This window comes from Spirochaetota bacterium (genome assembly GCA_026415295.1).
Taxonomy (GTDB): domain Bacteria; phylum Spirochaetota; class JAAYUW01; order JAAYUW01; family JAOAHJ01; genus JAOAHJ01.
This window is the reverse complement of record JAOAHJ010000004.1, coordinates 1-24,179: the sequence shown is the minus strand read 5'-3', so window position 1 is coordinate 24,179 and position 24,179 is coordinate 1. Positions and strand designations below refer to the sequence as shown.

At 20.9% G+C, this 24,179-nt stretch carries 23 protein-coding genes and 1 tRNA gene; 8 read left to right on the top strand and 16 right to left on the bottom strand.

The features are described from left to right. Positions 1-47: 47 nt before the first annotated feature. From N3A58_01020 to N3A58_01010, 3 genes are all read left to right on the top strand, one after another. A complete protein-coding gene (locus N3A58_01020; GenBank protein ID MCX8057980.1) occupies positions 48-1,106 on the top strand; it encodes an aminotransferase class I/II-fold pyridoxal phosphate-dependent enzyme in 1,059 nt (352 codons plus the stop codon). 86 nt (positions 1,107-1,192) lie between these two features. Continuing rightward, on the top strand, positions 1,193-1,933 hold the full coding sequence (locus tag N3A58_01015; protein MCX8057979.1) for an RNA polymerase subunit sigma: 741 nt from the start codon (positions 1,193-1,195) through the stop codon (positions 1,931-1,933). Between the two features lie 65 nt (positions 1,934-1,998). After that, entirely contained in the window at positions 1,999-3,237 is a 1,239-nt protein-coding gene (locus N3A58_01010) for an alpha/beta hydrolase (GenBank protein MCX8057978.1), read from the top strand. A gap of 131 nt (positions 3,238-3,368) precedes the next feature. On the opposite strand, the gene N3A58_01005 is transcribed toward N3A58_01010, so the two are convergent. The 9 genes from N3A58_01005 to N3A58_00965 all read right to left on the bottom strand — a co-directional run bounded on the left by N3A58_01005 (position 3,369) and on the right by N3A58_00965 (position 13,935). Then, on the bottom strand, positions 3,369-4,493 hold the full coding sequence (locus N3A58_01005) for an LptF/LptG family permease (GenBank protein MCX8057977.1): 1,125 nt from the start codon (positions 4,491-4,493) through the stop codon (positions 3,369-3,371). A 73-nt stretch (positions 4,494-4,566) separates the two neighbouring features. After that, positions 4,567-6,270, bottom strand: a complete 1,704-nt coding sequence (locus N3A58_01000; GenBank protein MCX8057976.1) for a hypothetical protein — start codon at positions 6,268-6,270, stop codon at positions 4,567-4,569. A 78-nt stretch (positions 6,271-6,348) separates the two neighbouring features. Continuing rightward, positions 6,349-7,167: an Mrp/NBP35 family ATP-binding protein gene (locus tag N3A58_00995; protein ID MCX8057975.1), complete on the bottom strand. Its 819-nt coding sequence runs from the start codon at positions 7,165-7,167 to the stop codon at positions 6,349-6,351. A gap of 58 nt (positions 7,168-7,225) precedes the next feature. Further along, entirely contained in the window at positions 7,226-8,149 is a 924-nt protein-coding gene (locus N3A58_00990; GenBank protein MCX8057974.1) for a PHP domain-containing protein, read from the bottom strand. Positions 8,150-8,176: 27 nt separating this feature from the next. Beyond that, positions 8,177-9,031 carry a 1-acyl-sn-glycerol-3-phosphate acyltransferase gene (locus N3A58_00985; GenBank protein ID MCX8057973.1) on the bottom strand — a complete coding sequence of 285 codons (855 nt, stop codon included), beginning with the start codon at positions 9,029-9,031 and terminating at the stop codon, positions 8,177-8,179. Between the two features lie 61 nt (positions 9,032-9,092). Continuing rightward, a complete protein-coding gene (locus tag N3A58_00980; GenBank protein ID MCX8057972.1) occupies positions 9,093-10,241 on the bottom strand; it encodes an ABC transporter ATP-binding protein in 1,149 nt (382 codons plus the stop codon). Between the two features lie 28 nt (positions 10,242-10,269). Further along, the gene (locus N3A58_00975; GenBank protein MCX8057971.1) at positions 10,270-11,244 is read right to left on the bottom strand and encodes an ABC transporter ATP-binding protein; all 975 of its coding nucleotides are present in this window, start codon (positions 11,242-11,244) and stop codon (positions 10,270-10,272) included. Positions 11,245-11,307: 63 nt separating this feature from the next. Continuing rightward, positions 11,308-12,555 (bottom strand): ABC transporter permease, encoded by a 1,248-nt coding sequence (locus N3A58_00970; GenBank protein ID MCX8057970.1) that lies wholly within the window; start codon positions 12,553-12,555, stop codon positions 11,308-11,310. 36 nt (positions 12,556-12,591) lie between these two features. After that, the gene (locus N3A58_00965) at positions 12,592-13,935 is read right to left on the bottom strand and encodes an ABC transporter permease (protein MCX8057969.1); all 1,344 of its coding nucleotides are present in this window, start codon (positions 13,933-13,935) and stop codon (positions 12,592-12,594) included. Positions 13,936-14,107: 172 nt separating this feature from the next. On the opposite strand from N3A58_00965, the gene N3A58_00960 reads away from it, so the two are divergent. Beyond that, positions 14,108-14,350, top strand: a complete 243-nt coding sequence (locus N3A58_00960) for a hypothetical protein (protein MCX8057968.1) — start codon at positions 14,108-14,110, stop codon at positions 14,348-14,350. 71 nt (positions 14,351-14,421) lie between these two features. Beyond that, a complete protein-coding gene (locus N3A58_00955; GenBank protein MCX8057967.1) occupies positions 14,422-15,975 on the top strand; it encodes a hypothetical protein in 1,554 nt (517 codons plus the stop codon). Positions 15,976-16,111: 136 nt separating this feature from the next. On the opposite strand, the gene N3A58_00950 is transcribed toward N3A58_00955, so the two are convergent. Beyond that, the gene (locus N3A58_00950; GenBank protein ID MCX8057966.1) at positions 16,112-18,100 is read right to left on the bottom strand and encodes an exodeoxyribonuclease V subunit gamma; all 1,989 of its coding nucleotides are present in this window, start codon (positions 18,098-18,100) and stop codon (positions 16,112-16,114) included. 169 nt (positions 18,101-18,269) lie between these two features. Continuing rightward, positions 18,270-18,671: a hypothetical protein gene (locus tag N3A58_00945; GenBank protein MCX8057965.1), complete on the bottom strand. Its 402-nt coding sequence runs from the start codon at positions 18,669-18,671 to the stop codon at positions 18,270-18,272. Positions 18,672-18,861: 190 nt separating this feature from the next. On the opposite strand from N3A58_00945, the gene N3A58_00940 reads away from it, so the two are divergent. After that, positions 18,862-19,158 carry a tetratricopeptide repeat protein gene (locus N3A58_00940; protein MCX8057964.1) on the top strand — a complete coding sequence of 99 codons (297 nt, stop codon included), beginning with the start codon at positions 18,862-18,864 and terminating at the stop codon, positions 19,156-19,158. Positions 19,159-19,182: 24 nt separating this feature from the next. On the opposite strand, the gene N3A58_00935 is transcribed toward N3A58_00940, so the two are convergent. Continuing rightward, a complete protein-coding gene (locus N3A58_00935) occupies positions 19,183-19,647 on the bottom strand; it encodes a hypothetical protein (GenBank protein MCX8057963.1) in 465 nt (154 codons plus the stop codon). Positions 19,648-19,903: 256 nt separating this feature from the next. After that, a tRNA-Met gene (locus tag N3A58_00930) sits at positions 19,904-19,976 on the bottom strand. Positions 19,977-20,072: 96 nt separating this feature from the next. Here N3A58_00930 and N3A58_00925 point away from each other — a divergent pair. Beyond that, positions 20,073-20,954: a DUF4349 domain-containing protein gene (locus N3A58_00925; GenBank protein ID MCX8057962.1), complete on the top strand. Its 882-nt coding sequence runs from the start codon at positions 20,073-20,075 to the stop codon at positions 20,952-20,954. Positions 20,955-21,011: 57 nt separating this feature from the next. Here N3A58_00925 and N3A58_00920 read toward each other — a convergent pair whose 3' ends face one another. Further along, positions 21,012-21,974 carry a DMT family transporter gene (locus tag N3A58_00920; GenBank protein ID MCX8057961.1) on the bottom strand — a complete coding sequence of 321 codons (963 nt, stop codon included), beginning with the start codon at positions 21,972-21,974 and terminating at the stop codon, positions 21,012-21,014. Between the two features lie 107 nt (positions 21,975-22,081). Between N3A58_00920 and N3A58_00915 the strand changes: the two genes are divergently transcribed. Further along, positions 22,082-23,203 carry a GGDEF domain-containing protein gene (locus tag N3A58_00915; GenBank protein MCX8057960.1) on the top strand — a complete coding sequence of 374 codons (1,122 nt, stop codon included), beginning with the start codon at positions 22,082-22,084 and terminating at the stop codon, positions 23,201-23,203. Positions 23,204-23,219: 16 nt separating this feature from the next. Here N3A58_00915 and N3A58_00910 read toward each other — a convergent pair whose 3' ends face one another. After that, positions 23,220-23,561: a DUF3147 family protein gene (locus tag N3A58_00910; GenBank protein ID MCX8057959.1), complete on the bottom strand. Its 342-nt coding sequence runs from the start codon at positions 23,559-23,561 to the stop codon at positions 23,220-23,222. 67 nt (positions 23,562-23,628) lie between these two features. Next, positions 23,629-24,048, bottom strand: coding sequence for a DUF1232 domain-containing protein (locus N3A58_00905; protein MCX8057958.1), 420 nt, complete (start codon positions 24,046-24,048; stop codon positions 23,629-23,631). Between the last annotated feature and the right edge of the window lie 131 nt (positions 24,049-24,179).

Sequence of the window (24,179 nt, the reverse complement as noted above, 5' to 3'; positions counted from 1 at the left end):
ATTCTTACAATTTAATTAATATTTTGAGTAATAAAAATTTTTTATTTATGAAAATTGATCATGGTGGAATAAAAAATAAAAATTTTACCGATTTCTCAATTTCTATAAACCCTTTAACTCCAAAATTTATAAATAAATATTTTTATAAAGAACTTAATTATTTAGATAGAAAATACAATTATATAGAGTGGATAGAAAATAATTTTCAAAATTATTTTGGCAATTATTCAATTATTACTGCAGGAGCAACAGAAGCTTTTCATATTATAGGAAATAATATCTTAAATAACTTTGAAATTATTATTCCATGTCCAAATTATTCAGAATATAAAAAAATTTCTTTATTTAATTCTACAAATAAATTATATGAAATTAATTACTTTAATAAAAATGATTTAGAATTAGAAACTATTTTAGATAAATTAAAAAAAATTAGGAAAAAAAGCAAAAATAAAATTGCTATCATTATAGGAAACCCTAATAATCCATCAGGAATATATAAAAATTTATTTGATTTTTTAGTTGAAATAGAAAAATATGAGACTTTAACTATTATTGATGAAGCATTTATACATTTTATTCCTGATAATTTTTATAAAATTAATGAAGATTTTAAAAAATCACTTTTTTCAAATAAAATAAAAAAAATTGACCACAACAACATTATATATATTCAAACCTTCACAAAATTTCTAGGTACACCTGGAATAAGAGTAGGTTTTGTTTTAACAAAAAAATATAGTTCTGTTTTTAAAAAACATAGGCTTTTATGGGGTATAGGTTCTAGTGGATATCTATTGGTTGAAAAAATAATTGAAAATATTGATTATTTAGATAAATTTAGGAATGAAACTTGTAAATTTTTAGAAAAAGAGAAAAAGAAATTTTTTAGATTTATGTTTTGTAAATCTGATACTAATTTTTTTATAATAAAACTAAAGGAAAAGCAAAAATTTCTAGAAATATTAAACAATAATTTTGTAAATGTTAGAGATCTTTATAATTTTAAATTAAAAGATTTCATTAGAATTGGTTTAAAAAGAAAAGATGAAAATATTATTCTTTATAAAATTTTAAAAGAAAATAAAAATTTTATTTGTTTATAAAATAAAATTTAAAAAATAGAAATATAAAAATAAAAAATTAAACAATAAATTAAAGATTTTAATTTTAAAAGTTAGAAAAAACTAAAATGGAAAAGAACTTTTATAACATTGTTGGACAAAAAATAAAAGATTCAAAATACTGTATTATTTTTACAGGAGCTGGTATATCTGTAGAAAGTGGAATTCCTCCATTCAGAGGAAAAGATGGAATATGGAATAAATACGATCCAGAGTTTCTATATATTGATAATTATCTTAATAATCCATTTAGTTGCTGGAAAGTTATAAAAGAAATATTTTATGATTATTTTTCTAATATTAAACCTAATAAAGCTCACATAGTAATAGGAAATCTTTATAAAAAAGGGTTTGTCAAAACAGTAATAACACAAAATATTGATAACCTACACCAAGAAGGAGGATGTGAAAATGTTATAGAATTTCATGGTAATCTTAATAAATTCATTTGTTTAAAGTGCAATAAAACATTTAACATAGAAAATATATCTATAGAAGAAAAACCACCATTTTGTAATTATTGCAAATTTCCATTAAAACCAGATATTATATTTTTTGGTGAAGCTATTAAAGAAGATGCTATTAAAAAATCAATTGATGAAATAAATAAAGCTGATTTATTAATTATAATAGGAACTTCAGGAGAAGTTGCTCCAGCTAATAATTTACCATTTATTGCAAAAAGAAATAACTGCTTTATAGTAGAAATAAATATTGTAGAATCAATTTTTACAAAAACTATTGTAGATATATTTTTAAAAGAAAAAGCTTCAATTGCTATGGAAAAAATAGAACTTGAAGTAACATAATATTGTTTAATAAAATAAATATTTAATATTTATTTTATCAAAAAACAAAAATTTTGAGTTCAATTATGGAATTCAGAAAAAATATAAAAATTATTAATTTTTTAACAATATTAATCCTTTATTTAATATTTAATGGTAAAATAATAATGGGAAATGAATTAAATAATAATGTTGACAACATTATAAACTTTTTTTATTCTAACCAGAATAAAGAGAATAAAACCCCCTTTAATAACAGTTTTTATACAAATATAGAATTTTTCACATTGAAAGGAATTAGAACAGAATTAAAAATTCATTATAGAATCTGGACAAATTATGAACTATTTTACAAATATCCCCAAAATATTAAAAATTTTGACAAAAAATGTATTGAAAAATTATTTTTAATTCATGGTTTTGCAGGTTCAACATATTCTTATCAGAATTTTTCAGAAAATTTTTTAGAAATAATTAATAACAATGAAAATTTAAAGAATAATAATTTAAAAAGTAAAATTTTTTTTATATTTGCAATTGATTTACCAAATTTTGGTTATTCTGAAAGAAAAAAAATAAAACTATCTTCGGTTGATTTCTCTTTAATAATTTTAAAACTTTTAAAAGAGTTTGATAAAAATTATTATTTAGAAAATATTGAGTGGACATTGTTTGGACACTCTATGGGCGGTAGAATATGTTTATATACCATCTATCTTTATGAAAATTTTATTGAAAATTTTGAAATATTGTTTGAATCAAAAATCAAACAAAGTAAAAATCTATTTAAAATTTTTAATTTTTTCAATATAAATGAAGTTACAAACAATGAAGAATACAAAAAAATTCTACTCAAAAATAGATTTATATTAATTTCACCTGCTATAAATAATAGCAAAAGATCAGATATATTTTTAAAAATATCATTTATAAAAAAGTTTTTAGTTGAGTTTATTAAAACTCAATTAAATTATGATTCTATCAAAAAAATACTAAAATTTGTATATAATAAATCTCCACAAGAAAAAGATATTTATGGATATTTAAATCCTCTAATATTACCTAAAACAATTGAAAATGTCCTCTATATGCTAGATATAAATGATATTATAAACATTTATGAATTTATATACGAAATTAATAGAGAGTTTGTGTTTATATGGGGTGAAAATGATAATGTGGTTAAGCTTAATGATGAAAACTTAAAAATAATAGAAAGATTAAAATTCAAGAAACTTTATATTATAAATGGAAGTGGACATTGTCCAATGGAAACAGAGACCCTTCAATTTATTGGCCCAATAATACAAATTTTTTATAAATAAAGCTTTTTTATTTAATTATTAAAATTAAGAATATTAAATAAATAAATATATTAAACAAATCATATAATTATATCATATAATATTTACAAAAATATTAAAATATTTTATAAAATATTTATAGTAATATTAATTTAAAATTTTCTTCCTCTTATTATCAAAATTAAGGATAGAAAGAATAGAAATCCTAAAACCACTGAATATAAAACAGGAATTGATAATTTAGTTTTTGAAACCATATAGTTTAGAAAAATAAGAAATACACCATAAAATAACATAATCATTATAAAAGAAATAAAAATAGAAAATCCAATATTTAAGTTTCTAAAACCTTTAACAATAGAGTATCCAGAGATAGCAAAAATAAAAGTCGAAATGATTATGCCAATTTTAAGATAATATATACTTTCTATATATCTTGAACTATTTAATCCATAATTATATGGACTTTTTAAAACTTCTTTTATATTTAAATTTGGATTCTCTTTTAGTAAATTATGTATTATTTTTTTATTTTCTTCATTAATCTGTATTATTTCATTTTTTAAATCTTTTAATCGTTTTTCTAAAATATCTCCACTCATATAATATTTAATTTTTGGGAAATATATAACAAAATTAGAAAAATTAATTTTTATTAATTCAAGTTTATCATTATTATAAATGTTATTTACAACATAACCATTTTCTAAATAAAGTGCTATTGATGGTTCTCCATCATCATCATCAAATTCAAGAATATATCCTTTTTTTGAATAAATTAATCTCTGAAAATCTGATGATTTTTCAAATATTTTAATATTAATAAATTCTTTTCTCTTATTTTTTTCATTGTTTTCTATTTTATCAACATATATTTCATAATTAGAATATTTACCCACTTTTTTTTCTTGTATAGAAGATTCTATTGATTTAACTCTGTGTTTATTCAGTTCTTCAAGATATAAATTTTTTGAATATGAAAGTAAATATTCCATATCAAAATATATAAAAAGAGCAACTATAATTGAAAAATAGAGAATTGGCTTTATAAAAACATTTAAATTTATACCAAAACTCTTGATTGCTAATATCTCATTATTTACCGACAAGTTACCAAATAGAAGAGCAAGAGACAAATTCATTGCTACAGGAGCTGAAATCATAATATGTTGGGGTATTGTGAGTAGTAAAAGCTTCAATATAATAAAAAAAGATATAGAACTTGTCGTTAAAATAGAGTCTATAATTAATCTTAAAGATCCCAATAAAAATAACATTAAAAAAAGAAAAAAAGAACCTATATAATATAAAATATTTTGTTTAAAAAGATATTTTTGAATCCTATTTAGTTTAAAAATTTCCAAAAAAAGCATAAACTCCCTGTTCATATGTTGAAATTACATAAATATTGTCATTGTAATTTATATCTGTAATCCTAATCTTATCAAACAAACTAACAAAATGTAAATTATAATTTTTTAAATTTAATTTTAATATACCACCATTTATAGAAATAATATATAAATTATCAAATACAATTTTTATTTTCAAAATATAATCCATAATATTTGATGGAATAATATTTTTTATTAATATTTTATTTTCACTTTTTAATAAGTTATAATCCAAAATCCAAACACCTTTTCTATAAGAACATATAAAGATCATATTATTGTAAACTTCAAAACTTTTTATATCTAACCCTGCTTCCTTAATATTAGATTTAACTATTTTTTTTTCTTTTATATTATATATAGATAAACCATTTTGGAGATGCCCTATAAATAAATAATTACCATATATAAAAACAGTTTCACATATTGACTTATCTAAAATTTTTTGTAACTTTTTATTTTTTTTATCCCATAATAAAACACCATAAAAATGTGTTGAACAAGCTATATAATCTTCATTCTCATAAATAGAATTATAATTTAATTTCAATGGAAAGTTTAAATTCTTTCTAATTTCAACTTTTCCATTATTAACGATAACCTCGTTTATTCCTTCATATGTAACAATATAAAGCTTATCCTCATAAATAAAAAAATTTCTAATAAATAATGATATTAATTGTGAATTGTAAGGTGTATAATATTTATAAAGCTCTCCATTTTGATTAAAAACAAAAAGACCAGATAAAAAAGTTCCTACGAAAAAATATCCTTTAAAATATATTACTCTATATGGCAATGACTCTTTTGTTTTAACTTCTTTATAAAAATTTAAATAGTTAAATTTTTTAACATTATCAAAAATCTCTTTTTTTAATGGATCGATTAAAGAAAATAAATAATATCCATCATTTTTAATATAATATTCAGAATTTTCAAGTTTTTCATATAATAAATTTGAATTTATAAGATTATTATAAAAAAAATATTCTATATATAATTTGACTTTATTAGCTAAAAATTCTCTTTTAATTTCTTTTAAATTTTCTAAAGATTTAGATATATTATAAATTTTTAAATATGAAAATGCTACAAGATAATACAAGAATTCTATTTTTTCCTCACTTAGTTTCTCTTTCAACTTATCATTAGCATTAACTCTAAAAATAAAAGAAGAATAATCACCTTTTACAAAAAAAGATAAAATAAAGAAATAATCAAATATTATATTATTATTTGAAATTTTAAAATTATGTTTATATTCCAAATATATTTCAAAAAATAGATTATTTATATCATCAATATTTATCTTTTCGTTAATCTTATTTAAACTTTTTAATTCTTTACTTTCAGAATAAAAAGAGAAAATATAATAAAATAAAGATAAAAAAGAATACAAATAGATCTTTTCTTTTTGTAATGGAAATTTTTCTTTTACTTTAAAGTATTCATATGAATATTCAAAAGAATCAATAAATTTATAATTAATTATATAATTTAATGGAATTTCTTCTTTAAAATCTTCTAAAACTGTCTCTTTTTTTTCTTCTTTTATTTCATTTTTATCTTTTATTAAATTTTTTTCACTAATATTACAAGAAGAAAATAAAAGCATAACAAAAATAAAAAATAAAAATGTTTTTTTAACTTTTAAAATCATTTTTAATATTTTTAATCTATTTATTATTATTTTTCAAACTCAATATTTATTTTACTAAAAATAATTTAACTGAAAAAATCAAATATAAATCTTTTCAATTAGCTTATTTACAATGTTAGAAAAAATTATTCCTCCCTCTTTTTTACCAAAATCATAAATATATGGTCTTCCAATATCTGAACATTTAGAAATATCAGGATCTAAGGGTAATTCACCCAATATCTCTAAGCCATATAACTCTTTTAATTTTTCTGAAGCATTTCCATCAAAAACCTTAATCCTATTTTTACAATTGGGACATTCAAAATATGACATATTTTCAATGATCCCTAATATTTTTATATTAAACATTTTACAAAATTTTACAGATTTACTAACATCAATCATAGAAATATCTTGGGGTGTTGATACAATAATTGCACCATCAATATTTCCTATAATATTAAATAATGAAATAATCTCATCCCCAGTACCAGGTGGAGAATCAATAACTAGTAAATCAAGTTCAGGCCAATAAATATCAGAAAAAAACTTTTTCAAAAGTCCTACTTTTATTGGCCCTCTCCAAATTAAAGGATCATCGGTGTTTTTAAGAAAAAATCCCATACTTAAAGCATAAAGATTCTCAAGTACTTTATAAGGCTTACTCCTTCCATCTTCATTTTTTTCTTCAAGATTAACACATTCATTTCCTATCATTTTTGGAATTGATGGACCATGCATATCTATATCAAAAATTGCAGTTTTAAAACCTTTAATTGCAAAACCATATGAAATATTAGTAGCAATAGTTGATTTGCCAACCCCACCTTTGCAAGAAAGCACTATTATTTTGTTTTTAATTCTTGAAAGGTTCTCTTTTATTAAAAAATCTTTATATTCTTCCTTATCACTCATAATAAATATCCTTATTTTAATATAGAAAATTTAATTATCATTTTAAATAATAATACTATTATATATTAATAAAATAATTTATAATTCTTTCTTCTATTTCAGTTGTCAAATTTTTAGATATTTCTCCAATTTTTATATATGGTTTATTTAATCCATGAAAATCTGAACCACAAGAGATAGGAATGTTATTTTTTAAGCAATAATTATATAAAATTTTTTCTTCATTACTTTTAAATTCTGGATAAAATACTTCTATTCCATCAATCCCATTTAAAATAATATTATCAAAATATTTCATAAGTTGCTTTTTATTAGATATAAGCTCTTTCGGAAATGAAATAAAAGGATGTGCAAGGAAAACTTTTGCAAAGCAATCTTTTAAATAATTTATAAGTTCTAAAAAATCAAAATTTTTCTTTTCACAATATAGTACCCCATCTCTTGTTAAATATTTTTTAAAAGCTTTTTTTACTGATTTCTCAATTTTTAAATCAAATAAGATTTTTGCATAATGCAATCTAGAAATTTTATTAAAATCAGAATTTCTTTCAAAACTTTCAAAATCAAATAATATATTATTTTTATAAAAAAAATCTTTCATTTTATTCAAAATCTTTAAATTTCTCTCTCTTCTAAATTTTTTTAATTCCTCAACTAATTTTAACACTTTATTATAATCCTTTACTTTATATCCTAAAACATGAACAGAAAATTTCTTTTCTTTGTAATACAAAAAAGATGAAGTTTCAATACCATTAATTAATTTAAGAGAAGAATCTTTTAAAAATTCGTTATATTCATTTTCTGGAATTATATTATCATGGTCATTTATTGAAATAATTTTCATTTTAAGCTTTTTAGCATTGAAATAAATTTCTTTTACCGAATATGTGCCATCTGAAAGATTTGAATGCAAATGAAGATCAACTGATGAATTAAAATAATTTTTTATATTTTTTTTTATTAAATTACCAATAAACAATTTATTCCCTTAATAATTTATAAATAATTATTCTAAATTATACAATTTTAAATTATCTTTTCTATTTTCAAACTCTTCTTCAAACTTTTTATATAAATTGTAAAGGTAGTTCACAAAATTTTTTTTATCATTTCTACTTATATTATTAGTTTCAATAGGATCAAAATATTCTATATAAAGAGGAACTGAAAGATTAAAATTAAATTCACCAGGTTTCAAACATTCCCTAGTCCCTTTTATAAACATTGGGACTATAGGAATTCCTGTAATTAAAGCAGAGAAGATGCCTCCTCTATTAAAGTTTTGAACTGACCCATCTGGACTCATTCTACCTTCTGGGAATAATATTTGGTTATAACCATTTTTTAAATTATCTATTAACTTTTTTAATGAATCTACTAGTGACTTTTCATCTCCAAATTTAATAAATACTGCATTAGATTTTTTCATCCAAAAATTAAAAACAGGTAAATAAGAAAGTTCATAATTTGAAACAAATCCTGCTAAAACAGGAATAGTAGAATAGATTAATGGAATATCTACAGGAGATAAATGGTTTGAAATAAAGAGATAATTCCTTTCCTTATCAATTTTATCTAAACCATTTATATATATTTGGCATTTTAAAATTTTTATTATGTCTTCTCCCCAGGATTTAAGAACCATATATGTTAAATTTTTAATTTTTGAAATATTTTTATAAAAAAATATTTTTGGAATATCTTTTCCTGCTAAAAAAGACCTTAAAAATAATCTTGATAATAAAATTCTCTGTTTAGAATCAAAAAATATAGTTTTCCAAAGTGCTAAAAAAGGAGATTTAGTTTTAGATATTTTTTCACTATAAACTAAACCTCCTTTATAGTTATTATTTTCAACCATAATTACTTTTACTCAAAAAAATTAAATGCTATATATTAAAAAAATTATTTTAAATTATTTATTATTTTGTTTTTATCTCGTTTTTATTTTTAATTGGATTAAAACAAGCTACTAAGTGACCATTGCCTATATCTTCTAGTTGTGGTTCTTCTATAGCGCATTTTTCAATAGCATATCTACATCTAGATCTAAAATAACATCCTTTTGGTAAAAAAATAGGAGATGGAACATCACCTTCTATAGGAATAACTTCAAATTTATAATCTGGATCTGCTACAGGAATAGCTGATAAAAGAGCCACAGAATAAGGGTGCTTTGTATTATTATATAGTTGATCTGATGATGCAAGTTCTACAATTTTCCCAAGATACATTACTGCAATTCTATCACTCATATATTGTACTACTGTTAAATTATGAGAAATAAACATATAAGTTAACTTGAATTCTTTTTGTAAATCAATTAAAAGATTTAAAATTTGTGCTTGTATAGAAACATCTAATGCAGATGTGGCTTCATCACAAACAATAAACCTTGGATTAACTGCTAAAGCTCTTGCAATAGAAATTCTCTGTCTTTGACCACCAGAAAATTCATGTGGATACTTATTTGCTGAAAGAGATGGAAGACCTACTATATCTAAAAGCTTATACACCTCCTTATAAGCTTCAGACCATGGAATACCTGTATGTTCTACTATTCCTTCAGCAATAATATCTTTTACATACATTCTAGGATTGAGAGAAGAGTAAGGATCTTGAAAAACAATTTGCATCTCTTTTCTTTTCTTTTTCAATAAATCATGTTTCATGTGGAAAATATCATATTTATCAGCTAGATTTACATATTCTTTTTTAATTTTATCAAAATCATTAAGTTGCTCTTTGGTTATTTTATAACCCATAGCTTTCATTTTGTTTATTTCATCTTTTTTATTTTGATAAATTTGTCTCAACTCTTCACATTTTTTAACAATATTTTCTTCTGTATCAATATAACATGCTCCTGAGGTAGGTTCGTACATTCTAAGAACAAGTCTCCCTGCTGTAGTTTTACCACAACCCGATTCTCCAACTACACCTAAAGTTTCTCCTTCATTTATATAAAAACTAATATTATTTATTGCATGAACTTGAAACTGAGAAAAACTAAATCCACCTGCTTTTAATGGGAAATGCTTAACTAAATTATATACTTGTAACATTTTCATAAATAAACCTCCTATGAATTTAAATGATTTAGAATAGCCAACAAGCTACATAATGAGCAGGTGCAACTTCTTTTAAATCTGGATTTTTTTCTTTACATATATCTTTTACATAAGGACATCTTGTATTAAACCTACATCCTTCAGGAAAGTTTTTAGGTGAAGGAACATTTCCTTCTATTTGATAAAGTTTACCCTTCTCTTTTGTAAAACCAATAGGTGGTATAGAATTAAGTAAACCTTTTGAATATGGATGAAGTGGATTTTTAAATATCTCTCTTTTTGCTCCAGATTCTACAATTTTTCCTGCATACATTACTTGAACTCTATCAGCAAAGTTGGCTATAACACCTAAATCATGAGTTATAAACATAATTGCAGAATTAACCTTAGATTTTAATTCATCAATAAGTTTTAATATTTGTGCTTGAATAGTAACATCCAAAGCTGTTGTAGGCTCATCTGCAATTAACAATGAGGGCTCACAAGCAAGAGCCATCGCAATCATAACTCTTTGTCTCATACCTCCTGAAAGTTGATGGGGATAATCATTGAATCTCTTTTCAGGATTTGGAATTCCAACAAGTTCTAAGTATTTTATAGATCTTTCTTCAGCTTCTTCAACTGTCATATTCAAATGGTTTAATATCATTTCTCTTATTTGATCACCAACAGTATATAGAGGATTTAAAGAATTCATTGGTTCCTGAAATATCATTGAAATCTCTTTACCTCTGATTGTCAACATTTCATCTTCAGTTAGACCAAGCAAATCTACCCCTTTATAATAAATTGAACCATTTATAATATAACCTGGTTTATCAATTAATCTCATAATTGAGAAAGCAGTTTGCGATTTCCCACAACCAGATTCTCCAACAACCCCTAAAGTCTCTCCCTCATATATTTCAAAAGAAACATCATCAACAGCTTTAGCTACATGATCAAATAAATAATAGTATGTTTTCAAATTTTTTACTTCTATTACTTTATTTTTTTGCTGCATATTTATATCCTTTAATTTATTATAATTTATCAATTATATAATAACTTATAAGAAAATTATAAATTAAATTTTTGTTCTTGGATCTAAAGCATCTCTCAAACCATCACCGATCATATTAAATGACATTGTAGTTAATATTATAAAAATCGAAGGAATCAAAATCCATGGATAATAAAAAACATTACTTACATTATTTGATTCAGATAAAAGCAAACCCCACGATACAGATGGTTCTGTTATTCCAAGTCCTAAAAATGACAAACCAGTTTCACCTAAAATATAACCTGGTATTGACATTGAAACACTAACTATTAAGTATGAAGAAAGTTGAGGAACAATATGTTTAAATATAATTCTTGATTGTGATATTCCTTGAGCTTGAGCTGCTAAAACATAATCTTCATTTTTGAATGATAAAAAAAATCCTCTAACAATTCTTGTTAATCCTCCAAAACTAATTATTGCAAGAATAGTAACTATTAATATATATGATTGAGCTGGAGGGATGGAAACTGGAATTAATGATCTTAAAAATAATAAAAAGTAAAAACCAGGGAATAATAATAATATTTCACAAAATCTCATTATCAACCAGTCTATTTTACCTCCTAAATAACCTGCTATTCCACCTAAAATAAGAGCTATTATTAAACTAATAAAAGTTCCAAGAAAACCAACTGTTAATGAAACCCAACTTCCATGCAATATTCTTGAAAAAATATCCCTACCTAAACCATCTGCCCCAAATAGAAAAATAGGATATTGATGCTCACCTGTTTTACTATCGTAACTTCCTTTAACACCAAACAAATGAATATCTGTAGGTATAAACCAGAATAGTTTATATGGTTCTGCTTTAACAAAAAAACTAATTTTGTATTTAACATATATATTTATTTGTTTGTTTTTATAAAATACTACATCTTCAACTTCTCTTGAATAGGATTTGAATATAGGGTTAATCATTTTATATTTAAAAACATATGGCCCAATAAACTTTCCTCTTTCATCAAAAAAGTGAATCCTTGTTGGTATATTATAAGAATTCCTTTTAAATTTATATTGTGCAGAATAAGGAGCTATAAATCCAGATAAAAACATACAAAAATAGAAGAACATTAAAATCCAAAAAAATATTACAGCAAGTTTATGTTTTTTAAATTTTCTTATGAAAAGAGTAAATGAAGTTTCTTTTCTTTCCTTTTTTTGATAATTTACTATTTTTCTTAAATGTTTATCAGTTTCCTTTTTTATTTTTCCATATAATTTTTCTTTTCTTTCTTTTACTACATTTAGATCAAAATCTAACATATTCTTTCTCCTTTAATTTAATAGAAGATTTAGATATTAACTAATTCTTATTCTTGGATCTACAACAGTTAATAGAATATCTGATATAAGAATGCCTAATAAAGTTAAAAATGCTGACAAAATAAAGTTTCCCATTACAAGGAATAAATCCTCTGCTTGTAAAGCTTGATACAATATATAACCTATTCCTGGGAAATTAAAGATAATTTCAGTTAATAATGATCCTGATAGAAGAGATGCAAATATACCACCAAAATTAGTTACAAATGGGTTAACAGCATTTCTTAAAGCATGTTTATAAACAATTAGACTTCTTTTCAATCCTTTAGATCTTGCAGTTGTAATATATAACTTGTTAAGTTCTTCAAGCATTTGACCTCTCATAAATCTAATAAATGATGCTATTCCTCCCATTGAAGTTGCAAGAACTGGTAAAATCATTCTAAAAAAATAATTTTTCATTTTTTCGAAAATACTTAGATCCATCCAGTTATACGGAGTACCACTTCCAATTGGTATAGGAAAATCTTTCCATCCTAAACCATTTTTAATCCAATAAACTAAATAAAGCAACATTATCGCGAAAAAATATACTGGTGTTGATAAAAAAATAAAGGTTATAAAAGATATAGTTCTATCTTTCCATTTAAATTGATTCAAAGCTGCCGTTACACCAAGAGGTATAGCTAAAGCATAGATAAAAAATATTGATAAGAAATTTAGAAATATAGTATGTGGTAAATTATCTGCAAGTAATTCATAAACTGGTCTCTTATAACTTAAAGATTCTCCAAAATCGCCTTTTGTTATAACACTTTTAATCCAATCTAAAAATTTTCTAATAAATGGCTTATCAAGTCCATACTGAGAAGCTAATTTCTTTATTACATCTTCTTTAATTTCTGGATTAAATCTAAATTGAGTTAAAATATCCCCTGGAGCAAGTTCCATTAAACCAATAGTTATAAAAACAACAACAAGCATTATTGGTATCATAGATAAAAATCTTCTGACAATAAATGTAAATAAGGGATACTTTGTTACTCCTTTAAGTAATGTGCTCATAAGAAAATATTTAATAGTTCCCCCTAATGTTTTTCCACTCTTAAATATTAAATTTTCTCCAATTAATTTAAAGCTATAAATAAAAAAATAAATAGAAGCTATTAACAGTATAAAAAAGAAAATTTGGTCAATTCTTGAATTATATTCTTTAACATTTCCTTTTAAAAAATTAGATATTATGGGGAATTCAGTATAAAAATATGTTGATGTTTTATATGAGTAACTCTCATAAAATCTATTAAATGAATAACCTATAAGAAAAAAAGAAAATAAAAAAACTATAATACCAATAAAAAATAAAAATTTTATTTTCATAAAAAATTACTCCTTATAAAAATATTTTAAGGATAATAAAAAGTTACGATTCTTTATAAATTTTTTTTACAGATAAATTTTTTTTTGTCAATATTAATATTAAAAAATAAATTATTGATTTTAATTAAAATTAAATTAAATTTATCTAAAATATTAAGAAATTGGAGAAAATATGGATATATTATTGTTTAAAAATGGTTATTTAAAAATAATATTAGGAATTTTATTAATTATTCTATCATTAGTATCTTTTCTTGGATTCTATGCTTTATATCTTATTAGTAACTTTACTCTTGGCTATATCTTTCTTATGTTTGGTTTATCTATCTTTTTTGCTATTATTGGTTTCAATAAATTATCAAAAGGAAAAGAATACTTAAAATATTCAAAAAATAAAAAGAAAACTTCAAAATAAAAATAATATACAGGAATTAAATTTATTTTTTAATTAATATATAATTATTATATACAAAGAGAAAATCGTTAATGAGTTTTTTTTCTGAATTTTTTAAATCTCTTTTTAAAACCCAACCATCATCTGAAATAATTTTGAAAAGAATAGGGAAAGAAATTTTAAAAGATTCCCCTAAATATTATAATACTAAAAAAGAAATAATTTTTAAAACATTTGCTAAAGATTTATATTTCTTAAAAAATGAGCTTTCATATTTTAGAGAACCACTTGAACACCTTTTCTCAAATAAATCAGCAAAAGAAGTTGTTGTTAAAAACTTTTTAAAAGACTTACTAGATAAAGATACCTTAACCTACTATAATCTTTTAGAGATAGAGAGTGTTAATAAAGTACTTGAAAAATATGGGCTTGAAAAAACAAAATTATATTATGATAAATTATTCAAAATTATTAATGAAAAAATAACAAATATTATTATAAATCAAGTAGATAAATTAATAAATGAATTTAAATCTTTCTATGATATTGTAGAGTTCAACTTCATTAGCATCCTTTCTCTTTTTGATGCTAAATTAATTTCAAATGTAGATCCTAAATATAGCCCTAATTTTTCTGATATAAAAGTTTCTGAAAAGTTTAAAGAACTACTAGCAGATTTAAATTTCTTAAATATTAATTTTAATCCTGATGAAAATTTTGATATTTTTATGCAAAAATATTTATCTAGATACTATGCTCTTAAAGGAGAAAAATTTTCAAATAATTATTATAGAAAAAAAATAAAGAATATTTTTGAAGTATTAAAAGTAAGATTTAATCCAATGAAGTTTGAAAAATATTTACAATTTATGTATAAATCCATTGAATATAAATCTAAAATTGTTAATCTTGAAGAAAGATTATCTAAATTTATAATAGATGAAAAAATAAAAAAAGTTAAAGAACACATAGAAAAAATTGAAAAAGACAATAAATTAAAAGATATAGATAAATCTATTAAAGCTCTATTTAATAAAGTTGATATAATAACTTCAAATTTTTATAATGAAACCTATTCAAATATTTTTTTATCTACTGGATTAAAAAATTTAGAATTTGTAAAGCCTTATTCTATAATAAAAACATTTACAATAGTATTTTACGAAGGTAAATATAAAAATATTCTACTTAATATAATTTATAAAGCAATATTTTTAGATGATAATCTTAACACTGGAATCAATCAATCAATTCATAACTTAAATGATAGTATAAATAAGATTAACAAATTTGAAGAGGAAGCCTCAATATTAGAAAAAACATACAACCAAATATTAAAAAAACCTGAAGTTTATAACAAAAATAAAACAATTATAAATTTGGCCAACCAAGAAATATTAGAAATAAATAATAAGTGTTTGGCATTAATAAAAGAAATATTTAATAATTATTTTTATATAAATAAAATTTTGTTAGAAATAATTAATGATTATAAACAGAAAAAAAATTTAAGAATAAAAAATCTTACTTCATCTTTTGATGATAATTTTATTGGAGAGATAATTAATTTTTCAAAAACTATTGGATTACTTGATAAAATAATTAAAGAAATAGTACCAATACAAATTACAGAAGAAATTGAGTAAATTTTATTATAGAAATTTTAAAGTGTAAAATTTTATGATTATTTTTTAATTATATTAAAATTATCTCAAAAAATATTATATTTAATTAAAAAAATTGTTATTTATTTTTTAATTTTAAAAATAAAAACCATTCTATTTAATTTCTTAAAAGATCTTTTAACCTAGCAAAATCTTCCGCTGAAACTTTATTCTCATGTTCTTTTAAATCATATAATATTAAATCTTCTGGAATATCATCAAGAAATTGGGAAGGGTAAGTTTCATATTCATTATTAAACTTAAATCTTTTTTCATTATAAGAAATGTAAAGCTTATCCTTGGCTCTAGTCATAGCAACATAAAATAATCTTCTTTCCTCTTCTAAATCTTCATCATTTAAACAATTAGAAGAAGGAATAATTTCTTCTTCAATTCCAATCAAAATGACAATTCTAAATTCTAGTCCCTTTGAAGAATGAATAGTCATTAAATTTACACTATCAGTTTTTTCTTCGTCTTTTTCTAAATCATTTGAAGATAAAAATTTCAGCCTATTTACAATATCATAAATTGTTATCTCTGATTCATCCTTTAAATTTTTTGAAAGATAAAATAAAGAATCAATAAAAGAATTAATGTTTTTAATTTTATAATTATAAGTTTTTTCATCATATTTTTCTTTTAAATAATCTTCATATTTTATAACATTTATCAAATCTTTTAAAGTTCTATACATATTTTCAATATTTTTTATTGATACTATAAAATATTCAATTTGCTTATAAAATTCTACAAGTTTATCTACTTCTTCCTCTTTGAATGAAAATTTTAATCTATCATTAGATAAAATTTTTATAATATCAAATATACTTATATTATTAATTTTTGATATTTCTGTTAATTTTTTTATCAACTTAACCCCAATACCTCTTTTTGGCTTATTAATAATTTTTAATAAAGATAGTTCATCGTATGGATTGACTAGGAAAAAAATATAAGAGAGAATATCTTTTATTTCTTCTCTTTCATAAAATGATTTTTCTCCATAAATTTTATAGGGAACATTTTTTATTTTGAATAATTCCTCAATAGGTCTAGATTGATAATTATTTCTATAAAGAACAGCTATATCTTGATATTTTATACCATTTTTATACAAATTTTCATAAATAATATCATATACAAATTTAGCTTCGTTTTCTGGATTTTTGCTTTTAAATATCACAATTTTTTCATATATTTCTCTATTAGAAGTAACTTCTTTTATTTTTCTTAATCTATTTTTATTTATTACAGAATAGCTAGCTTCTAAAATGTTTTTACTATTTCTATAATTAATTGTTAATATAATAGTTTTGAGGTTAGGAAAGTCTCTTTCAAGTGCAAATATATTTCTATAATTTGCTCCTCTAAAACCATATATACTTTGATCATCATCTCCAACACATGTTAAAATTGAACCATTTTCACATAGTTTTTTTATAATATTATATTGAATAATATTAGTATCTTGATATTCATCAATTAATATATATTTAAAAATACTAGAGTATTTATTATAAAAAGTTTTATTTTCAATCAAAAGATTAAAAAAGTTTAATAAAATATCATCAAAATCCATAGCATTATAAGAAAGAAGATATTCTTGATAAAGTTTTATTATCTTCTTTAGATTAGAGTCTTCATATTTCAATTCAAATAGTGAATTTTTATATTTACTTATTTGCATATAAAGTTCTCTAATAGAAACATTTATATCCAAATCATTTTCTTCTATTATTTTATTCAATAGTTCTATACAATCGTTCTCATTGTATATTGAAAAGTTAGTTTTATAACCTATTAAATTGGCTTCTTTTTTTAATATATTATAAAAAAAGGAATGAAAAGTAGATATATTAATATCTAATTTATTACAATTTAATAAAGAAGAAACTCTAAATTGCATTTCTTTAGATGCTTTGTTAGTAAAAGTTAAAGCAAGAATATTTTTTGAAGAAACTTTTTTATTATAAATAAGGTAAGCAATTTTATATGCTAAAACTTTTGTTTTTCCTGAACCTGCTGGAGCTAGAACAAGAAGTGGTCCTTCGTTATAAAAAACAGCTTCCTTTTGTTTATCATTTAATTCAAATAAATTCATCATATTAAACTACTTTAATTAAATATAAATAATAAATTAGTAAAATATAAATATTAATTTTACTGATATTTATTTTAAAATTCTTTTTGAATAAACAAAGAAACCTAAAAAATAAATTGACTAAAAAAAATTAAAAACTTATTAAAAATTAATAAAGAAGGAATTTGCCTAGTTAAAAATATATCTGTACCTCTTTTACTTCTTGAATCTTTTTAATCTCTTCTTCAGATAAATCCATTGTAGAATATTCATTAACCATTATATTTGGTAAATAAATGTGTATTCTCCAAACCTTACCTTCATTTAAAACAACATGCATAAATGAATATGGAGTATTTGGATCAATTTTTATAAATAATAATTTATTAACAAATGATGATGGAATATATATGGTTTTAACGTAACCTGTATACGTAAAATATTGAATCTTGGCACCATATCTAGATAGTTGACAAATTTTTAATCTAAATACAAAATGCTGATATTTATTACTTCCTTGTTGCTGCGCTAAAACTGGTAATACTATTAATAAAATTAAGATTATAAAAACTAAAAATCTTATCCCTTTTTTCATAATAAACTCCATTTCCATTTAATATAATTTTAAAGTAATTTACATTTTTGTCAATATTATCGGATTTCTAAATTAAAAATTGTAATTTAATTTTTATTTGTTTTTTTATTAAAAAGATTTTATATTATTATATTGAATAACTAAAATTTTTATATTAATTTTTAAATAGAATAGTAATCATAATTTATTTATGAAAAGTGAAGATTTTTTAAAACCACAATATAGAATCTATTTCATAAGAAAAGCAAATGAACTTTTTAATAAAAAAGATTATATTAATGCAGAAAAGCTATTTAAACTTACTAAATATATAGATGGTTTGATAAGATTAGGTGATCTGTATCTTTTCAAAAAAGGAAACATACTAAAAGCTTTAGAATTATATAAATTTGCAAACTATCAAAAAAGAATAGATGAAACTTGTATTTTAATAGCAAAGATTTTAAGTAATTGGATTAAACAGGATAAACATATAGAAAATAAATAAAATAATTTATTTAAGTTTCTTTCGTTATATACCTTTATAATATTTTGTTTTTTTTTCGATTAAGTAGCCTGCTGTTACTTCTTTACCATTAATATTTAATATTTTTATTATTTTTATATAAACAATAATAAATCCAATTATTATGTTAATAAATATATATACTAAAATATAAATACTTCTATTTTTTATTTCTGTATTTATATATTCTTTATATTTTTTTTCATTATTAATAAAAATAAATTTTTCATTATTATTTTTTTTAAATATTATAGCTTTTGAGTTACTTTCTAGATTAGAGTTATTTTTAAGATAATTGATTTCACTTAGTAATTTGTTATTTTCTTTTTCTAAATCAGATAAAATATTCTTTTTATACTTTATTTCACTTTGTAAATTAAAGAAATAAATTAAATTAATTGAAGAAAAGATAGTGAAAAAGACATAAAAAATAAATAAAAATAAATAGATTCCTCTAGAATAATTATTCATCAATTTATATTCGGAAAAAATTAAATATAATTTTAATATTTAGTATAAAATATTTATTTAACTATTCCTAAATTTATTAAAATAAATAAAATATTAACGTAAAAAATTTCTACTTTTATAAAAAAATATATTTTAATAAAAAAGTAACTTTAAAAAATTAGAAATTATATAGATTCTTATACAAAGACAATTATCTTTCAAAAAATTTCAAAAAATTGTTTTTAAATTTTTCTATTTTATTATAGATTTAAGAAATTAGCGGCGAAGGGACTTGAACCCCTGACAGGTCGGATATGAGCCGACTGCTCTACCATCTGAGCTACGCCGCCATTATTTGCTAAAAAATATATAACAAAAAATTATATTTTGTCAATAAATTTTTTAATTAGACTTTTAATTTTCTTAAATTATATTAAAATAAATTTATGTTAAAAAATAATAATAATTTATTAAAATTAAGTTTTATAGTACTTTTCTATTTTATTTGTTCCTTAATAATTCTTTCATGTAAAAATTACAAACCTTTAAATAATGCTAAATTATTTAAAAATACAAACAATTTATCTAATTTTAGTAAAACTTCAGAAATTAAAAAAACATTTACAAATTCAAGTAATAATTCTAATTCAAATACTCTAAATTTCATTAAAAAAGATTTTTTAATATATAATAGTTATATTAAAGGAAGAGTTGAAAATATAGATCTTTTTTATAAAAAAATAGAAGAATTAGCAATAAATTTTGAAGGCTATATAGTATCTTATCAAATTATAAATTCAATTAATGATAAAAACAAAACGATTAATATTAATTTAAAAATACCATCAAATAAAATTTTTCAATTTCTAGATATTATAGATAAATTTTTCTTAATAGTTGAGAGTAAAAATCTTTTTGTTGAGGATGTTTCTTTACAATATATTGATATAGATAGAAGGTTAAAATTAAAAAAAGAAGTTGAAAAAAGATTATTACTTTTAATTAATAGAACAGATAAAGTATCTGAAATAATAGAGATAGAAAAATCATTAAAGGAAATAAGGGAAGAAATTGAAGTTCTTGAAGGCCAGTTTAATTATTTAATAAATAATATAAATTATTCTAATGTTAATATTGAAGCAGAAATTTTTGATAGATCAAATTCAAATTTTTTTATTAAACTCTTATCTTCTATTAAAACTGGAACTAAATATTTATTAAACACATTTCTATTTATAGTAAGTTTGTGGCCATTTATTTTTTTAGCTACTTTAATAATTATAGTATTTTTAAAATTAAAAAAAAATATAAAAGTTAAACAAAAATAATAAGAAAAGTTTGATCTAATATTAAATATTAAATATGCTTATATAAATATTATTATTTTACTTTATTAATTTATATGAATATAAATTAATAATTAAAGAAATTAAAATTATTATACCACCTATTATAGTATTTTTTGAAATATACTCCCCAAAGATCAAGAAAACCCACAAAGGCCCAAGTAATGTTTCTAGTAAAGTTATTAAACTTGACAAATTTACTGGTAGATTTTTGCTCCCCCTATAAAATAAAATATAACCTAAACCTATCTGAATTGCTCCAAGAAATAACAATATAGTAAAGTCTTTGAATTTAATATAAAACTCAGGTCTAAAAAATAAAGATAATATCGCAGCAAACAAACCTCCTACAACAGTAGCTGGTATAAGATTTATAGTTGGATTTTTTCTTATTATTAAAATTTGACCTGCAAGACAAAATCCAGTAATTAAAGCAAAAATATTGCCTAATAAATTTTTACCTGATAAAGTGGCTTTGAAAAAATTATCAAAACTAAAAAAATTCTCATTTAAGTTTGCAAGTAAACTTGTTTCATTTTTATTGAACAAAATTAAAATTATTCCAAAAAAAGAAAAGAATAAAGATAAAATAATTGAAAAGTTTATTTTTTCTTTTAATAAAATATAACCAAACAAAGTAGCCCAAATAGGAGCAGTCCCTTGTAATAAAAGAGCATTAGCAACTGTAGTTTTAGAAATTGAAAGAACATAAAAAAAAGTTGTTAAAGCTAGTAATATTGATACCCAAGTTCCTTCTATACCTAAATCCTTAAAAACTTTAAAACAATTTTTCCTATAAAACATTATTATAAAGAAAAAAATAGTAATACTCATTGAAATAGATCTAAAAAATATAATTGTCCAGGGTGAAACAGAAACTAACCTTATCCCAGGACCACCTAAACTCCATAATATTGGAGCAAAGATAGTAATGAAAAGATCTTTAATATTTATTTTACCAAAACTATTATTTGATATAATGTTATTTTTTTCTTCAGTCATACATATCTTTAATTTTTTTTAATTAAATTAATAAAAATAAAAAAATATACAAGATTAATAAAACTTAATAAATTTAAATTTTAAATTGTTTAAAAAAAGATTATAATATGATAAATATGAAAGAAAAAGAAAATAACAAAAACAATAAAATATCAGAAAAAACAGAATATCTTGATAGAGAGAATATTGATAAAAAATTAAAAAAAGAGAGAGAATCACTTTTTTCTAACATATTTATAAACGATGAAGTAATTCTTCAAAAAAAAATAATATTTTATAAACTTTTAGCTGTATCAACTGCTATAATTAACCTATTTTTTTCAAATTATTTTAAATCATTTCTAATTGTTCAAGCAATACTAATAAGTTATTTATTATTTAATTTATTTTTAATTTTTACAATTTATTCTATTTCTTTTAGAAAAATAGAGAAATATACTATCTATATAGATACTATAATTATTTCAATTATTATAACAATGAGAGGAGGAATAAGATCTGATTTTTATTTAGGATATATTCTAATTTTGCAATATCTTACTTTATTACCTAACAAAGGTTCAATTAATTTAACAATTTTTTATATAATTCTTATCTATGCAATATCATGTATTCTTTCAGAAAAAACTATAAATATAAATTGGGGGAGATTTATCATTAGAATAACATTTTTGATTGTTAGTTATTTCATTTTATCATTTATAATTAAAATAATAAAATCCTATAATTCAATTCAATATTATGCTTTTAATAAATTACTAAGAGATTCCTTAACAGGGGTATATAATAGAAACTTATTTGAGGAACTTTTCTCAGAACAGCATGTTCAATCAAAAACCCAGGTCTATATCTTAGTTGATATAGATAATATGAAAGAAATTAATGATAAATATGGACATCTGGCTGGAGATGAAACATTAAAAACACTGGGAGGAATTTTTTTAAATAATCTTAGAAAATCTGATATTTGTATCAGATATGGTGGTGATGAGTTTTTAATAATTTTAAATAATATTTCAGTATACAATTGCTATAAATTAATGAAGAGAATTATAAAAATAATAGAAAATATAACTCTCACAATAGATAACAACAATTTCAATTTTTCAATTTCATGTGGTATAAGTCAAATTCCAGAAAAAATTACTTATAAAGAAGCAATAAAATATGTTGATGAAAAATTATATAAAGCAAAAAAGGAAGGTAAGAATAAAATAATTTACAATTAATAAATCTAATAAAAAATTAGAAAAATTTTTTATTTAATATAAAATAAACCAAAGAATAGAATATAATGCAAATAAATGATGAGATTAAAAGAGAAATATAGAAATTTATATTTAATTTTAAAAATATTGGCAAAAATATAAATATAAAAATAGAGGGGAAAATATAGATATATATAGAGTTACAGTAATCTATAACCTTCTGTTTATCTCTTGTTTCATAAAACAACCATAAAATAGAAATTAAAGACACTAGTGGGAGAGAAGCAATTAAACCACCTACTTTTGGATATTTTTTGCTAATTTCAGAAATAATAAATATTAAAAGTGCTGAAATTATAATTTTTAAAAAATATATCATAAACTATCAACTTTTAATTTCTTTTTATTATTTATTATTTTTAATTTAAATTAATTTTCTATTAATTTTATTTAATTACGATTAACTTAAAAATTTTATATATTAATAAAAAAATAATAAATATCCAAAAAAGAATTATAATAAAACCAACTTTCCAATTTTTTTTAAATTCTATCTTTTCATTTTTAGCTTTTAATCTACATTCATCTATTATTTCCTTTGGAATTAATTTAATTGATAGCATTATAAGTAAAGGTAAAATTAAAAAATCATCAACATATCCTAAAATTGGAATAAAATCAGGAATAAGATCTATTGGACTTAAAGCATAACTAATTGTTATTAAAGCAATTAATTTAGGTAATAAACCAATATCTTTTCTTTGATAAGCAAAATATATAGTTTTAATATCATTCTTCAATAAGAAAATTCTTTTTTTAATATAATTCTTAAATAATTTGATTTTATTGCTATTGATTAATTTCATAAATAAAAATTATATCATTTTTTATTTAATTCAAATCTTAATTAACCTAAATTTATCTTCTTTAAATTTTAAATTTATTAAATCAAAAAATATTTAGTAGTTTTTTATTTTATTTAGTGTAATTATAATAT